This window comes from Pseudoalteromonas sp. Z1A8, assembly GCF_011378855.1.
Taxonomy (GTDB): Bacteria; Pseudomonadota; Gammaproteobacteria; order Enterobacterales; family Alteromonadaceae; genus Pseudoalteromonas.
In genome coordinates this window covers 16,061-32,817 of record NZ_WTLB01000014.1, presented here as the reverse complement: position 1 = coordinate 32,817, position 16,757 = coordinate 16,061, and the positions used below count along the sequence as shown (strand labels likewise).

15 protein-coding genes are annotated in these 16,757 nt (G+C 41.6%); 8 read left to right on the top strand and 7 right to left on the bottom strand.

The features are described from left to right. Window positions 1–157: 157 nt before the first annotated feature. The 6 genes from GQR55_RS07465 (at window position 158) to speD (ending at window position 5,824) form a co-directional block, all read left to right on the top strand. On the top strand, window positions 158–1,363 hold the full coding sequence (locus GQR55_RS07465) for an aspartate aminotransferase family protein (RefSeq protein ID WP_166420086.1): 1,206 nt from the start codon (window positions 158–160) through the stop codon (window positions 1,361–1,363). Between the two features lie 85 nt (window positions 1,364–1,448). Next, window positions 1,449–2,465, top strand: coding sequence for an arginine N-succinyltransferase (gene astA, locus GQR55_RS07460; RefSeq protein ID WP_166420085.1), 1,017 nt, complete (start codon window positions 1,449–1,451; stop codon window positions 2,463–2,465). A gap of 15 nt (window positions 2,466–2,480) precedes the next feature. Further along, entirely contained in the window at window positions 2,481–3,950 is a 1,470-nt protein-coding gene (gene astD / locus GQR55_RS07455; protein WP_166420084.1) for a succinylglutamate-semialdehyde dehydrogenase, read from the top strand. 125 nt (window positions 3,951–4,075) lie between these two features. Next, window positions 4,076–4,423, top strand: coding sequence for a DUF3802 family protein (locus GQR55_RS07450; RefSeq protein ID WP_024593801.1), 348 nt, complete (start codon window positions 4,076–4,078; stop codon window positions 4,421–4,423). 86 nt (window positions 4,424–4,509) lie between these two features. After that, window positions 4,510–4,923, top strand: coding sequence for an OsmC family protein (locus tag GQR55_RS07445; protein WP_024600073.1), 414 nt, complete (start codon window positions 4,510–4,512; stop codon window positions 4,921–4,923). 88 nt (window positions 4,924–5,011) lie between these two features. Then, window positions 5,012–5,824: an adenosylmethionine decarboxylase gene (speD, locus tag GQR55_RS07440; protein WP_024593800.1), complete on the top strand. Its 813-nt coding sequence runs from the start codon at window positions 5,012–5,014 to the stop codon at window positions 5,822–5,824. 105 nt (window positions 5,825–5,929) lie between these two features. Here the strand turns inward: speD and GQR55_RS07435 are convergent, their stop codons facing one another. Beyond that, complete coding sequence (locus GQR55_RS07435; RefSeq protein ID WP_166420083.1) at window positions 5,930–7,219, bottom strand: aromatic amino acid transport family protein; 1,290 nt, start codon at window positions 7,217–7,219, stop codon at window positions 5,930–5,932. 438 nt (window positions 7,220–7,657) lie between these two features. On the opposite strand from GQR55_RS07435, the gene GQR55_RS07430 reads away from it, so the two are divergent. Further along, window positions 7,658–8,455, top strand: a complete 798-nt coding sequence (locus GQR55_RS07430; RefSeq protein WP_166420121.1) for an alpha/beta hydrolase — start codon at window positions 7,658–7,660, stop codon at window positions 8,453–8,455. Window positions 8,456–8,684: 229 nt separating this feature from the next. Here the strand turns inward: GQR55_RS07430 and cysQ are convergent, their stop codons facing one another. Genes cysQ through cysG form a run of 6 tightly spaced genes read right to left on the bottom strand, consistent with a single transcriptional unit; the run spans window position 8,685 to window position 15,647 of the window. After that, on the bottom strand, window positions 8,685–9,455 hold the full coding sequence (cysQ, locus tag GQR55_RS07425; RefSeq protein WP_166420082.1) for a 3'(2'),5'-bisphosphate nucleotidase CysQ: 771 nt from the start codon (window positions 9,453–9,455) through the stop codon (window positions 8,685–8,687). Between the two features lie 9 nt (window positions 9,456–9,464). After that, the gene (cysC, locus tag GQR55_RS07420; RefSeq protein WP_007378439.1) at window positions 9,465–10,058 is read right to left on the bottom strand and encodes an adenylyl-sulfate kinase; all 594 of its coding nucleotides are present in this window, start codon (window positions 10,056–10,058) and stop codon (window positions 9,465–9,467) included. Window positions 10,059–10,090: 32 nt separating this feature from the next. After that, window positions 10,091–11,815, bottom strand: a complete 1,725-nt coding sequence (locus tag GQR55_RS07415) for an SLC13 family permease (protein WP_165740257.1) — start codon at window positions 11,813–11,815, stop codon at window positions 10,091–10,093. Window positions 11,816–11,846: 31 nt separating this feature from the next. After that, entirely contained in the window at window positions 11,847–13,271 is a 1,425-nt protein-coding gene (gene cysN, locus GQR55_RS07410) for a sulfate adenylyltransferase subunit CysN (RefSeq protein WP_166420081.1), read from the bottom strand. Then, window positions 13,271–14,170, bottom strand: coding sequence for a sulfate adenylyltransferase subunit CysD (gene cysD, locus GQR55_RS07405; RefSeq protein ID WP_166420080.1), 900 nt, complete (start codon window positions 14,168–14,170; stop codon window positions 13,271–13,273). The genes cysN and cysD overlap by 1 nt, the downstream gene beginning before the upstream one ends. Window positions 14,171–14,219: 49 nt before the next feature. Beyond that, complete coding sequence (cysG, locus tag GQR55_RS07400; protein WP_166420079.1) at window positions 14,220–15,647, bottom strand: siroheme synthase CysG; 1,428 nt, start codon at window positions 15,645–15,647, stop codon at window positions 14,220–14,222. Window positions 15,648–15,933: 286 nt separating this feature from the next. Between cysG and deoC the strand changes: the two genes are divergently transcribed. Further along, window positions 15,934–16,677, top strand: coding sequence for a deoxyribose-phosphate aldolase (gene deoC, locus GQR55_RS07395; protein WP_166420078.1), 744 nt, complete (start codon window positions 15,934–15,936; stop codon window positions 16,675–16,677). Window positions 16,678–16,757 lie beyond the last annotated feature (80 nt).

Genomic DNA, 16,757 nt, shown 5'->3' with positions numbered 1-16,757 from the left:
TATAAGTAATTCTGAAATAATGTGCGTCTGAAAATTGAACCACAAAGCAATTTTGCGCAATTATCAGGTTACTGATCTTGCCTATAAAGTTGGTTACAAATATTAACCAAACACCTATTTTGATGTTTTGTGTTGCTCACAATTAAGAGGAAATAAAATGACAGTCAATCGCGAATTATTTGATCAAGTAATGGTACCTAACTATGCACCTTCAAGCGTAATCCCAGTTCGAGGCGAAGGCTCTCGCGTATGGGATCAAGAAGGTCGAGAGTTTATCGACTTTGCTGGTGGTATTGCCGTTAACTGTCTTGGCCATTGCCACCCTGCATTAGTAGGTGCATTAAAAGAGCAAGGCGAAAAAATCTGGCATCTATCAAATGTAATGACCAATGAGCCGGCACTTCGCCTAGCTAAAAAAATGGTTGATGCTACATTTGCTGAAAAAGTTTACTTTGCCAACTCAGGCGCAGAAGCAAACGAAGCAGCGCTTAAACTAGCGCGTCGTTTTGCACTTGATCAATTTGGCGCAGAAAAATCACAAATCATCGCGTTCAACAAAGGTTTCCACGGTCGTACATTCTTTACCGTAACTGTTGGCGGCCAAGCGGCTTACTCAGATGGTTTTGGTCCTAAGCCTGGCGACATTGTACATTGTGATTACAACGACCTAGCTGCTTTTGAAGCACTTATTAGCGACAATACATGTGCCGTAATGATGGAACCACTTCAAGGCGAAGGCGGAATCATTTCACCGACAGATGAGTTTGCTCAAGGCGTTCGCGATTTATGTACTAAACACAACGCACTGCTTATTTTTGATGAAGTACAAACAGGTGTTGGCCGTACTGGCGATTTATACGCATACCAAGGCTTAAACGTAGTACCTGATATTTTAACTTCAGCTAAAGCACTTGGCGGCGGTTTCCCAATTGGCGCTATGATCACAACAACTGAGATTGCACAGCACCTTAAAGTAGGTACTCATGGTTCTACTTATGGCGGTAACCCATTAGCGTGTGCCGTTGCAGAAGCTGCATTCGATACAGTAAATACACCTGAAGTACTTGCTGGCGTAAAAGCTAAAGCAGCATTATTTACTGAGCTACTTAATGCGGTTAACGAAAAATACAACGTATTTAGTGAAATCCGTGGCCAAGGTTTATTAATTGGTGCAGTAGTAAGCGAGCAATACAAAGGTCGTGCAAAAGAGTTTTTAGTGGCTGGTACCGAGCAAGGTCTTATGTCATTAGTTGCTGGCGCAGACGTAGTACGTTTCACTCCATCTTTAGTAATTCCTGATGCGGACATTCGCGAAGGTATGGCACGCTTTGAAAAAGCAGTAGCAAGCGTAGTAAACGCATAAGCTACCCAAGTCAACCAATTAAGGGCAAGCACTGCTTGCCCTGCAATTCCTATTTACCGTTATTTATAAGGGAGCAAGCGGACTCATGATGATCCTTCGCCCAATCCAGCAAAATGATTATTCAGCATTACTGAAAATTGCCCACGAATCTGGGCATGGTTTTACGTCTTTGCCTTTAAACGAAGAGCTATTACAAAAGAAGATCGACCATTCAGTAAGCTCATTTGCTAAACAAACGTCACAACCTGGTGACGAAGGCTACCTGTTTGTTCTTGAAGATAGCGAAACCGGTGAAGTTGTAGGAACATCTGCAATTGAAGCGGCGGTAGGGCTTGATGATGCATTTTATCATTATCACTTAAGTAAAGTGATTCACTCTTCGCGTACATTAGACGTATACAAAGCCGTTGATATTTTAACGCTATGTAACGACTACACAGGTGCGACAGAGCTTTGCACATTGTTTTTAAAAGATGGCTATCGTAAAAATTGTAACGGTAAGCTACTTTCAAAAGCGCGTTTTATGTTTATAAAACAGCATCAAGAGCGTTTTGCACAAACAGTGATCGCAGAAATGCGTGGCGTGTCTGACGAAAATGGCAGTAGCCCTTTTTGGCAGTGGCTTGAAGAGCACTTTTTCTCAATGGATTTTCCAACAGCCGATTACCTAACAGGTATTGGCCAAAAGGTATTCATCGCAGAACTAATGCCTAAATACCCAATTTACGTAAATTTACTAAGTAAAGATGCGCAAGCTGTAATAGGTAAAGTACACGACAACACACGCCCAGCAATTGAATTATTAAAAAGCGAAGGCTTTACGTTTAATGGCTACGTAGATATTTTTGACGGCGGTCCAACGGTTGAAGCAAAAGTAGATAACATTGCAACAATTCGTAATGCTAACGACTTTAACGTTGAAATTGGCGAAATGACTGGCGACACCATGGTGTTACTAGCAAACGAAAAGCTTGAAGATTTCAGAGCAACCGTTACACCAATGACATTCGACGAGCGCGCAAAAAGCCTTATTTTATCGCAAGAAATAGCAAATGCATTGCATTTGCAAGCTGGCGATATTGTTAGTGCAACCACGATTTAATTTAGGAGAAAGTATATGACTCATCCTGCACAATTTATAAATGGTCAATGGTCAGCAGGCCAAGGCACAGAATTTAATTCAGTAAACCCTGCAAATAACGACGTTATTTGGCAGGCTTCATCAGCCACTGCGGCGCAAGTAGATACCGCAGTAAATTCAGCGCGCGAAGCGTTTTATGCATGGGCTGATAAAAGCTTTACTGAGCGTTTGGAAATAATTAAAGCATTCGCAGCGCAATTAAAAGAAAACAGCGAAGAGCTAGCCGTAACTATCGCACAAGAAACTGGTAAGCCACTGTGGGAAACTCGCACAGAAGCGGGTGCTATGGTTGGTAAAATTGCCATTTCTGAAAAAGCATTTTTAGAGCGCACTGGCGACGTAGAAAACGCAATGCCACTTGGCCGTGCAATGATCCGTCATAAGCCACATGGTGTTGTAGCTGTATTTGGTCCGTATAACTTTCCGGGTCACTTACCTAATGGCCACATTGTGCCAGCGCTTTTAGCAGGTAACACAGTGGTATTTAAACCGTCTGAGCTTACTCCTAAAGTTGCAGAGCTTACACTTAAGCTATGGGAAAAAGCAGGTTTACCAGCAGGTGTCATTAACCTTGTACAAGGTGAAGTAGAAACGGGTAAAGCCCTTGCTGCTCACAAAGGTATTGATGGCTTGTTCTTCACGGGGTCTTCTCGTACTGGTCATATTTTACATGAACAGTTTGCGGGTCAACCTGGTAAAATTTTAGCATTAGAAATGGGTGGTAATAACCCACTTATTATTACTGACGTTGAAGACACTAAAGCCGTTGTTCACGATATTATTCAATCTGCGTTTATCTCAAGTGGTCAGCGTTGTACGTGTGCACGTAAACTATTTTTACCAACAGGTAGCAAAGGCGATGTGATACTGGAGCGTTTAATCACAGCAACTAAAGCGATTAAAGTAGGTAACTACGACGATGCAGATCAGCCATTTATGGGCTCTATGATCTCATCAGCTGCAGCAGCGGGCATGGTTAAAGCGCAAAACGAGCTTGTTGAGCTTGGCGGTCAAGTATTAGTAGAGCTTGATCACACAGCCAATACCGGCTTTGTAACACCAGGTATTATTGAGTGTACAAATATTAATGACTTCCCAGACGAAGAGCATTTTGGACCACTTTTAAAAGTATTCCGCTTTGATGACTTTGATCAAGCCATTGATAAAGCAAACGATACAACCTTTGGTTTATCGGCTGGTTTATTAAGTGATAGTGCAGCAGATTACGACCACTTTTTACGTCGTATTCGTGCCGGTATTGTTAACTGGAACCGCCCAATTACTGGCGCATCAAGCGCAGCACCATTTGGTGGTATTGGCGCATCGGGCAATCACAGAGCAAGCGCATATTACGCAGCCGACTACTGTGCATACCCTGTAGCTTCAGTAGAGCTTGAAAAAGTAGCGATGCCAGCAACATTAAGCCCAGGCTTAAAAATAGATTAAGCAGTACTTAATCACTAAAAAAGCAGCTTCGGCTGCTTTTTTTGTATTGCTATCGTGCAAAGCTAGTAATCAGCAGCGCTTTCTGCTTAAATCAAAATAATTAATTATACAAAGGTGGTACAAAAATGGTTTTAGATAGGCAAGGGTACGATGATTTGATCATGTATCTAACTCAAAATTTAGCATTGTTTGAGAAGCCAGGCGAAATAAAACCAGGTGCCCCAACAGTAATGGAATTAATCGAAGACGTTATTGCACAAAATGTGATGCTTATTTGCGAGCAGCACACAAACCTCAACACAGAGCAGCGTAGTCAAATTGTACGCGAAGTTGACGGCATAGTTTACGATTTAGAAGAAGTCCTCAGTAGCATCACCTCACAGCCTGTCACGGCTGAACAGCATGCCTTTATAGATGAATTTGCAGGTTTAGTAAAAAACCTCTTTGATAGCGCTTTAACGCAACAATCTTAGCCATTTTATAGCCCTGCGTTGTATTTTCATTTGCAACTACGGCTAACTTGCTTACAATCAAGAAAATATTTTTTTGAGATATAACAATGCAAGCAAATGTAAAATGGGTTGAAGGCGATACATTCATTGGCCGTTCTAATTCTAACCACAATGTTGTGTTTGATGGCGGCAGCGATAGCGCAGCACCAAGCCCAATGGAAATGGTTTTAATGTCAGTTGGCTGTTGTTCATCAGTTGATGTGGTTAGTATTTTAAAAAAAGCTAAACAAGATTTTTCTGATGTACAGGTTCAACTAAGTGCAGAGCGCGCCGAAACAGCCCCACGCGTGTTTACCAAAATTAACTTACACTTTGTTGTTAAAGGCAATAATGTGTCTGAAAAACACCTTGCACGTGCAGTTTCACTCTCTGCTGAAAAGTATTGCTCGGTTGCATTAATGCTTGATAAAACAGTAGAAATTACGCATAGCCACGAAGTTGTGCAAGAACAAGCAAAATAACGCTTTTTCCACGAGGAAAATTCGTATAAAATCCGCGAACTTTTCATTCTGCAGGTGCAGAACCCACTAATTTATAGGTTGGTTTATTATGAACAAACCCTTCGATAAACTTAAACTTCATGGCTTTAACAATTTAACCAAAAGTTTAAGCTTTAGTATTTATGATATTTGTTACGCAAAGACCGAGCAACAACGTAAAGAATATATTGAATATATCGATGAGCAGTACAGTGCAGATAGACTAACCGACATTTTAGGTGAAGTTGTTGATATTATTGGTGCTAACATTCTAAATGTAGCGCGCCAAGATTATGAACCGCAAGGCGCAAGTGTAACTATTTTGGTTTCAGAAGAACCAGTAGAAGAGCAGCAAAATTACGATGCTGACGAAGCACCAGGCCCATTACCTGATTCAGTTGTTGCGCACCTAGATAAAAGCCACATTTGTGTACACACATACCCAGAAGCTCACCCTGATGATGGTATTTGTACATTCCGTGCTGATATTGAAGTGTCTACGTGTGGCATTATTTCGCCACTTAAAGCGTTAAACTTCTTAATTCATAGCCTTGAGTCAGATGTAGTAACTATTGATTACCGCGTTCGTGGTTTTACCCGCGACATAAACGGTGTTAAACACTACATTGATCACGCGATTAGCTCGATTCAAAACTTCATGACAGAAGATACAAAAGAAGCGTACCAAATGATGGACGTGAACGTGTATCAAGAAAACCTGTTTCACACCAAAATGATGTTAAAAGAAACCGATTTAAACACGTACCTATTCGGTATTTCGACAGCAGACTTATCAGAGGGCGAAGAAGAACAAATTCGCTCAAAGCTGACTCGCGAAATGCAAGAAATATTCTATGGCCGTAACCTGCCAGATACAGAATAATAGCAACGAATTAAACTAAAAATGGCGCTCAGTGAGCGCCATTTTTTTATGTTTAAAAAGCTCAACTAATTAGATTAGCTGGGCTTTTTACTTATTAACAAAAGGCTACTTGAGCATACCGTACAAAAGTGCAAACACAGCAAGTGAGCCAACCGCTAGTATAAATAGCGTGCTTAAGCGGTTACGGTATTTGTAAAGTGCAGGTACTTTATAAACCGCAATCATTGGCATAATAAATAAAATCATCGCGATGATAGGGCCCGATAACTGATCCATCATGTCTAAAATACTTGGGTTTTTAACAGCACAAAACCAAATAGCTAAAAACATGATTAACACACCAATTTTATCGGCAGCTTTTGCGCTTAAGCTTGTTTGCTTAGTTACTAAACCTGTAAAGCTTTCGCGTGCCCCTAAAAAGTGACCCAAAAACGACGACGTAATAGCAATAAAAGCAACAAGCGGCCCAAGTGTGGCAATAAATGAGTTGTCAGTAATATTAGCAAGGTAGGATAAAACCGACACGTTAGCTGCTTTAGCCGCCGCCATTTGCTCGCCTGTAAGCGACAGCACGCAAGAGAACACAAATAACAGTACAAAGGTAATAAGTAGCAAGCTAGTACGCTTTAAAATCGCCTCAGACTTACGTGTAGCTTGTTCGCCATAATGACCACGTTGTACGTTTACAAAGCTAGATATAGCCGCTGCGTGACTAAACGAAAACACAATTATAGGAATCGACAACCACAGCGTTTTACCAAAGCTGCCCATTTCAGGCACTGTCATATCTGGCATCTGCCAGCTAGGGATTAAATAAAGCGATAAAAACAACAATATGCCCACAAGCGGATACACTAAGATAGCAAAGGCACGTAGCATCAAGCGCTCGCCGCCCATCATTAAGCTAATCATACCTGCAACTAATACACCTGAAAGTAGCACGCGAGAAGGTGATTCCATCCCCATTTGATTAACCATAAAACTATCAACAGTATTGGTTAAGCCCACACCGTAAATAAGCAAAATTGGGAATATAGATAAAAAGTACAATAAAGAAATTAACCGGCCCGCAGTCACACCAAAGTGTTCTTCAACTACATCGGTAAAATCGGCATCTTTATTTTTTGACGACAGTACAAAACGTGCTAATCCACGATGCGCACAAAAGGTCATAGGGAACGCTAAACACGCCATAATAATTAACGGCCAAAAACCGCCAATACCAATGTTAATAGGCAAAAATAAAATACCCGCGCCTACTGCGGTACCAAATAAGCTTAATGTCCACTGTGTATCGTGCAGGTTCCATTTAGTTTTTGTGTTTGAATTTTTGCTTGAATTAGTGTGTGTGTTTGTTGATGCATTTGAAAGCGTTGCATCTTGAGATGTTGTCATGTGTGTGTGTTCATCCATTATTTAAATAATAACTGCGCCGAAGGGTATAGTTTTTAGTTAAAAATTTCATGTTTTGAGGGTGTTTGTAGACTAATTAATTAGACCCAATTGGATGGGAAGTGTCATGAATACTAAACAGCGGTGTAAAAGTGAGCAAATCCCTTAAATGGCAACACCACATTACAATTTACTGTAGGTTGATTAGTTGGAGCGAAACCCAACACGCCACGCGAGCAGCAAAGCCGAGGAAGGCGATTTCCATAACGTGAAAATAAGGGCGGGTCATTTTTATTGGTTTTCATTTAAAAATCAAAATCTGCTGCCAAAAGCTATTAAGTAGAAGCCATTGATCTCAACTTCATAAGAGATTTTTATTAAACTCCGTTATACTTCCAGCAATTGAATATGCCAAACGAAGTAAATAGGCCGCTAACTGCAATGAGCAAAGACATTCTTTTCCATACTACTTTTGCGCACGAAACCAGTAAAACATGGGTTGTATTTGTCCATGGCGCAGGTGGTAGTTCGGCAATCTGGTTTCGTCAGCTTAAAGCGTATAAAAAAGAATATAATGTGTTGTTGCTAGATCTTCGCGGTCACGGTAAATCGAATAACTTAGTACAACACTTTGTTGATAATAATTATTCGTTTAATAATGTCTCAAAAGATATTATTGACGTGTTAGATCATAACAATATCACCAGCGCACACTTTGTTGGCATTTCATTGGGCACAATTATTATTCGAAATATTGCTGAAATTGCGCCGCAATATGTTTCTAGCATGGTGCTAGGTGGAGCGGTTACTCGTTTTAATACTCGCAGTAATACATTGGTTTATTTAGGTAATACTTTTAAACACTTCCTGCCTTATATGTGGCTGTATCGCTTATTTGCTTTTATTATGATGCCGAAAAAGCGTCATAAAGAATCTCGACTTTTGTTTGTTCGTGAAGCAAAACGCTTGTGCCAAAAAGAGTTTATAAAATGGTTTAAATTAGCCATGGACGTAAATCCTTTAATGCAATATTTCAAAGAAAAAGACATTGATATTCCCATTCTGTACATTATGGGTAAGGAAGATCATATGTTCCTTGGCCCTGTTAAAGAAATGGTTAAGCGTCATAAAAACAGCGTACTGCAAACTATTCACCATTGCGGCCATGTTTGTAATGTGGAACGCCCAGACTTATTCAATCAGCACTCGCTTGCTTTTATCGCCCAGCAAAATCGTTAAGGGTTGTAGAAGGAATCGGATCGGTACATTCTTTTTGGATTTTCGCCCTAAACTCAAAACAAGACCTAAAGGAATAAAACTCCATTTTTATATCAAAGCGTAGATACCATCTCTTCTAACCAGCCTCAAGCTATTTAAAGAAAGCTTGAGGCTGGTTAGAAGAGATGGTATCTACGGTGTTTAGGTTTACATCGAGCTGCTAGTAGCTAAAACTCGCAGCTCTAGGCTCTTACTCTTCTATCGCACTCACTACAAAATACGGGTTCAAGTATTCATCTTTGGTGTTATAAATAAGCGGGCTGCCATCAAGCTTAGTGACTCTAGCACCGGCTATTTCGGCGATTGCATGGCCTGCTCCGGTATCCCATTCGCAGGTTGGACCTAAGCGCGGGTAAATATCGGCGCTGCCCTCAGCGACTAAACACAGCTTAAGTGAGCTACCTTTAGACACCATTTCAACCTCGTCAAAGCGTTTTACAAACTCGGCTAAATCGGGTGATGGGTGCGAGCGGCTGCCTACAACTCGAATTAACCCTTTGTTAGGTTTAGTCGTTACTTTAAGCTCAATTCGCTCATCGCCTTTATCTTTAAATGCGCCAATGGCCTCTGCGGCAAGGTACGATACGCCAAGGGCAGGTGCATCTACTACGGCTAAAATAGGAGTGCCGTTTTTAATTAGGGCGATGTTTACGGTAAATTCACCGTTCTTTTTAATAAATTCTTTAGTACCGTCGATTGGGTCAACTAACCAGTAGCTTTTCCACGTTTGGCGTACATCCCAGCTTATGTCGGCGTTTTCTTCACTGAGTATTGGAATGTCGGGTGTGAGCTGTTGAAGCCCTGCCACAATCAGTTTATGAGCTGCTAAATCGGCGTCGGTTACGGGGCTTTCATCGGCTTTGTACTCAACGTTAAAGTCCTTTTCGTAAATTCCCATTATCGCTTGGCCTGCTTTGCGGGCAAGGATGAGGGTTTCTTCTAGCAGTTCGGTTTGATTCATGGGGTTAACCTATATTATGTGCTTTTGTTTTAGATACGTTATCAGTTGTGTAACCGATTGGTCTAGGGTGTTTTTACTTGTATCTAAAATTATTTCTGGATTGTTTGGCACTTCGTAGCTTGAATCGATACCAGTGAAGTGTTTTATCTCCCCTGCGCGGGCTTTTTTGTATAAGCCTTTTGGATCGCGGCTTTCGCATACATCCAGTGGGGTATCGATAAATACTTCAATAAACTCGCCTTCGTCTACTAGGCTGCGCACCATGTCGCGTTCTGCTCTAAAAGGCGATATAAACGCAGTAAGTACTAACAAGCCAGCGTCGGTCATTAGCTTTGCGGTTTCGCCTACGCGGCGTATGTTTTCAATGCGGTCTTCGTCGCTAAAGCCTAGGTCTTTACATAAACCGTGGCGTACGTTGTCGCCATCGAGCAGGTAAGTGTGCGTACCTTGCTGATTAAGCGCCGCTTCTAGTGCGTTTGCTACGGTGCTTTTGCCAGAGCCTGAAAAGCCAGTAAACCATAAAATAGCGGGCTTATGTTTTTTTTGCTCACTACGCTGTGCTTTTGTAGTTGCGTAGTTATGCCAAACTATATTTTCATCCATAGTGAATGTCTCTTATGCTGTAAGCGCCAGTATTAAAATGGAAATACCAGCGGGATCAAGGTTAATACCGTGATTGAATAAATAATAGAAAGGGGTAAGCCCATCACTATGTAATCTTTTAAGCGATAGTTACCTGCGCTATAAACCATTAGATTAGTTTGATACCCAAATGGCGATATAAAGCTGGCTGATGCGCCAAAGGCAACCGCCATAATAAACGGTAGCGGGTCTACATTAAAACCAACCGCGAGCGAGTAAGCAACAGGGAACGACAAGGCAGCTGCTGCGTTATTAGTAATAAGCTCGGTAAATAATACGGTCATTAAAAATATCGCAATAAATGCGCCGTACGGGCCAAAATCCCCAAGTACCATAAACATGGCGTCGGATATTTGCCCGGCAAGTCCGGTGCCTATCATTAACTTGGCAAGGCCAATGGCACTACCTACGACCACGAGTAACTCGATAGGAAAACGGCGTTTTACTTCGTTAAGTTTTATGGTGCCACTGAGCATTAGGCCAATTAGTAATACTAATAAGCCTTTAACCAGCGGCACTATGCCAATAATGCTTAAACCCAGTACTGCGGCAAAGCACAGTAGCACAATATTTGATTGCTTAGGTGCAAGGTGGGCTTGTAAGTCAAACCCTGAAATATACACAAATTCGCGCTTTAAGTTGGGCAAGGTATAAAAGTTTTTGCCTGGTGCGAGTATAAGCGAGTCGCCAGCTTGTAATTGCACTTGCCCAAGGCCGCCTTGTAAGCGGTCGTGACCACGGCGAATAGCAATAACAGCAGCATGAAATTGCTCTCTAAAGCGGGCTTCTTTTACGGTTTTACCTATAAATTTTGAAGACTGACTTACAACTACTTCTACTAAGTGTTCTATGTCTTTTTGATGATTCTCGTGCACTACTTTTAGGCCGTCGAAACGGGTAAGTAATGGCACCGATTTTATGTCACCTACAAACAGCAGCACGTCATCTTTTTGAATAATTTGCTGCGGGGTGACTGCGCAAATGCGGCTGCCATCGCGAATGATTTCAGCGAGGAATAAGTCTTTTAAATCACGCAGGCCGTTTTCTTCAACGGTTTGGCCTATTAATTTTGAGTTTGCTTGTACTTTGCCTTCTAGGTAAAAAGGCACGACTTCTTGGTCGCTTTTACCGTTGTCGGGTAAGTATTTAAGCATTACTAAAATGGTAATTAGGCCTACGCTTAACGCGCCTAAACCCACTAAGGTAAAGTCAAAAAAGCCCAGTGGTTCCATGCCCGCATCAACTGCAAAGCCATTGACGATTAAGTTGGTTGATGTACCAATAAGCGTAATGGTGCCGCCCAAAATAGCAGTGTACGACAGCGGTAATAATAGCTTTGAAGGGGAGTGATTAGGGTTGTCTTTTATCGCGGTAATAAGCGATGCAACAACGGCGGTATTGTTAGTAAACGACGATAAAAAGGCGGTTGATAATCCCAATTTTGTTACCGATTTTACTAAACTACCTTTAGATAGCGATTGCGCTAACTTTTGAATTAGGGTGGTTTTTTCTATTGCGGTCGAGACTAACACCAATAGTACTAAGGTGATAAGCGACGGGTTAGCATAATTAATTAACATGCTTTCAAGATCGATTAGCCCTGCTAAGTAGCTGGTGCCAATGGCGCTTACAAATAACCATGCTGGATTAATACGGGTGCCAAAAAGGCACCCGACTAAGGTAAGCATAATGCCTGTTAAAACGAGCTGTTCTACCATGCTTTTAAATTCCTAACAGGCTAAAGTTAACTTATAACTTAGAAATATCAAGCGCTTGCCAATGCGGAAAGTGCTTGCGTACTAAGCTGTTAAATTCAACTTCAAATTCGCTAAAGTTACTTTGCTGTGCTTGGCTTTGCAGTACTTGTTCAATCATCCCCGCACCAACCGTTAAGTTTGATAAGCGATCGATTAGTATAAACGAGCCTGTTTCGTGATTGCTGTGGTACTCGTCTGCCAAAATAGTTTCGGTTAGTTCAAGCGTTACAATCGCAATTTCGTTTAACTGCAGTGAGTCGCTAGTGCCGTGCTCAAGCGTGTTCACATCAATTGTGTAATCAATTTTTGTAACAATCGCTGAGGTATTTTTGCTGCCTAGTTTTAGGTTATAACTTTTACCTAATACTAATGGCGATTCGTGCATCCATACAATTTTAGCTTGTAGCTGGTTAGTAACCAAAGCTGTTGAATTTGCAGGAACGATTACATCACCTCGACTAATATCAATTTCGTTATTTAGAGTAACGGTAATTGCTTGGCCTGCTTCGGCGCTGTCTAGGTTGCCATCAAAGGTAACAATTTCTTTAATGCTTGATGTTTTACCCGACGGTAATACTTTTATTGCATCGCCTACGTGTATCTTGCCTGATGTCAGTGTACCCTGAAAACCACGGAAGTTTAAGTTAGGACGCACTACATATTGCACCGGCAGGCGCGCTTCAAAGCCTGTATCTGTTTCGGCTGCTGGCGAATCTTCTAGTAATTCAAGTAGCGGCTTGTCGGTGTAATACGGTGTATGTGCAGAGCGCGTTACTACGTTGTCGCCTTTAAGCGCCGACATAGGCACAAACTTAATGTTTGATACGTTAAGTTGCTCAGCAAATTTAAGGTAATCGGCCTTAATTTTTTCATACACGGTTTCGTCAAAATCAACGATATCCATTTTATTAACGGCAACAACAAACTGCTTAATGCCCAGCGAGTCACAAATAAAGCTGTGGCGCTTGGTTTGTACTTGCACGCCGTAACGCGCATCAACCAAAATAATGGCGACATCACTTGTTGATGCACCCGTTACCATATTGCGTGTGTATTGCTCGTGCCCAGGTGTGTCGGCAATAATAAATTTACGCTTAGCCGTTGAAAAGTAACGGTACGCTACGTCAATGGTAATGCCTTGCTCACGCTCAGCTTGTAGGCCATCAACTAGTAATGCAAGGTCAAGATCTTCTCCTGCATTACCTACTTTTTCGTTATCTTTATGAAGGGTAGCTAGCTGATCTTCATAAATTTGGTGGCTGTCGTGCAGTAGGCGGCCAATCAATGTTGATTTACCGTCATCTACGCTGCCACACGTAAGCATACGCAATAAGCTTTTGTCTTGTTGGCGTGCTAGGTAGGCGTCTATGCCTATTTCTTTTACTTCGTTGTATGTATCGTTATTTTGGCTAGACATTAAAAATACCCCTCACGTTTTTTCTTCTCCATTGAGCCTGCTGAATCATGGTCAATAACACGACCTTCACGTTCTGATGACGTAGACAGCAGCATTTCTTCAATAATTTCAGTTAGGTTACTTGCTGTTGATTCAACTGCACCGGTAAGTGGGTAACAACCTAATGTACGAAAACGTACCGACTTCATCATTGGTACTTCACCTTCGTTAAGTGGCATACGCTCATCGTCAACCATAATTAGGGTGCCGTCACGGTCAACAACAGGGCGCTCTTTTGCTAAGTAAAGCGGAACCATGTCGATGTTTTCTTGGTAAATGTATTGCCAAATATCCAGCTCAGTCCAGTTAGACAGCGGGAAAACACGAATGCTTTCGCCCGGATTAACTTGGCTGTTATAAGTGTTCCAAAGCTCAGGACGCTGGTTTTTAGGGTCCCAACGGTGGTGTTTGTCGCGGAACGAATAAACACGCTCTTTTGCACGTGATTTTTCTTCGTCGCGGCGTGCGCCACCAAATGCAGCATCAAAACCATATTTGTTAAGTGCTTGCTTTAAGCCTTGGGTTTTCATTATGTCGGTATGTTTACCCGAGCCATGCGTAAATGGACCTACACCCATTTCAATGCCTTCTGGATTTTTATGTACCAGTAGGTCAAAACCGTATTCCTTAGCTATACGGTCGCGAAACTCAATCATTTCACGAAACTTCCAATTGGTGTCTACGTGTAATAACGGAAACGGAATTTTTGCAGGGTAAAATGCTTTACGCGCTAAGTGCAAAAGTACCGACGAATCTTTACCAATAGAGTAAAGCATTACTGGGTTCTCAAACTCAGCGGCGACTTCGCGCATGATTTTGATACTTTCAGCTTCAAGTTGCTGAAGGTGAGTTAAAGCCATTGTTAGTCGTCCTACTAAAATGATTAAAAGTTACAAATTTAAAATTCGGTTATGTATTTGATACATCTGTTAGCGGCTGTGCAAAGCTGCTTGTTTGTTCGTTTTCCCCAAACCACGCGAGTTGCGAGTGCAGGGCGGCTACTTCACCAATAATGAGTAACGCAGGCGATATAATGCTGTTGCGCTGGATTAAGTCGGCAAGTTCGCCTAATTGGCCTGTTACTACACGCTGATTTTTACGCGTACCGTTTTCGATAATAGCGACAGGAGTGTCGGCTTTGCGGCCATATTTTAAAAGCTCGCTTTGTATATGTGGCGATTTAATTACACCCATATATATAGCAAGCGTTTGATTAGGCTTAGCCAGCGATTGCCAATCAAGTTCTTGACCGTCTTTTTTACAGTGGCCAGTTACAAACTGAATGGCTTGCGCGTGGTCGCGGTGTGTAAGCGGAATACCCGCATACGCACTACAACCTGCAGCGGCTGTAATACCCGGTACAATTTGATAATTTACGTTATTAGCAGCCAGTACTTGCACTTCTTCGCCACCACGACCATAAATAAACGGGTCACCACCTTTAATGCGGCATACTTTTTTGCCTTGTTTAGCAAGATCGACCAACATTTGGTTGGTGTCGTCTTGAACAACACTATGATCGCCTAAACGTTTGCCTACACAAATAAGGTCAGCATCACGACGCACTAATTCCATAATTTCGTCAGAGACTAAAAAGTCGTATACAACCACATCGGCTTGTTGCATAAGTTGCAGTGCTTTAAGTGTTAAAAGCTCTGGATCGCCAGGGCCTGCACCTACTACATATACTTCGCCTTCAGGTTCTGCTTTAGCATCTAGCATTTGCTCTAATTGCTGCTGTGCACCTTGGGTATCACCGGTTTGCACTTTACTCACGACAGATGAGTCGAATACGCCTTCCCAAAATTGGCGGCGGTCTGAAAAATGTTTAAAGCGTTTTTTTACTTTGTCTCTAAAGCCACCTACAAGTGTTGCAAGTGGGCCAATATGATGCGGAATAAGGGTTTCGAGCTTTTCGCGTAAGCGACGTGCAAGTACCGGCGCTGTGCCTGCACTTGATATAGCAATCGTAATTGGGTCGCGGTCAACAATGGATGGGAATATAAACGTACATTTAGGTTGGTCATCAACCACGTTTACAAATACATTGCGGGCATTGGCAAGTTCAAATACGTTGTTGTTTACTTCATCGCGGTCGGTTGCTGCGATAACAAGCATTTTTCCATCGAGATGCGACTCATCAAAATAAGCATCAATAAGCGTTACTTCATTATTATGTGCATGCTCTTTTAGTTCGTCGCAAAACCAAGGCGCTACTAAAGTAACGCTCGCTCTCGCTTTTAAAAACGCGCGACATTTGCGTAATGCGACCTCTCCACCGCCAACAACCAATACTGGTTTGTTGTCGAGTTTGGTAAAGATAGGTAAATACTGCACGTTAATAAGACCCCTAAACAAATTCAAATATAAGAAAACGCTTTATTCTGATAAGCAGAATATAGCGGCTATCAATAAGTAAAAAATAATTAAAACCAAGTTGATATAACCAAAAGTTATAATAGGTGGGCTTTTTAGGCCTAAGAGTTAGTTAACAAGGGATTGCGCCGAGTTACAAGTAAAATAAACAGCTTATAGTGTTTGGTTATGAGCTATAGCGAGTTTGGTTTAATTTGTTAATATGGAAGCATATTCTATTTTGTATTCAATAAGCAACGGAGCTCTAATGACACAACACCAAAAAGATGCCGCATTAGCAGTCGCACTGATGGACTTAACAAGCTTAAATACCAGCGATACCAACAAAAGCATTCAAGCGCTTGTTGATAGTATAAACCCGACGCTAGGCACGCCTGCTGCCGTATGTGTTTATAGTGACTTTGTTGATGATGCTAAAATAGCACTCGCAGCACGTGAGCTTAACCACGTAAAAGTTGCAACGGTCACTAACTTTCCAACGGGTGATGCGCCACTGGTTGATGTAATTAACGAAACACTTATTGCAATAGAGCGCGGCGCTGACGAAATTGATTTGGTTATTCCTTACAAAAAACTCATAGCGGGCGATGTTCAAACAGTACTTAGCTATGTAAGCGAAAGTAAAAAAGCATGTGGGTCGCACGCTCAATTAAAAGTAATAATAGAAAGTGGAGAGCTAAAAACTGAAGCACTCATAACTCAGGCCACGGAGCTTGCAATTAAAGGCGGTGCTGATTTTGTAAAAACCAGTACAGGTAAGGTCGCTGTAAATGCCACACTTGAATCAACAAAAATTATGCTAACAGCCATTAAAAATTCGAATAAACGTGTTGGCTTTAAAGCTGCCGGTGGTGTTAAAACTGTTGCCGATGCCAGTGATTATTTAGCGCTAGCACGCACGATAATGGGTGACGGCTACTTGCATGCAAATACATTTAGATTTGGGGCTTCAAGCTTGTTGAATGATGTTTATAAAAACTTAGAAAAATAATCAATATTCTAGGATTGTATGTTTATATAAGCGATTAAATTATTAGCAGTTTAAACAATAATGTAATTAATTAATTAGAT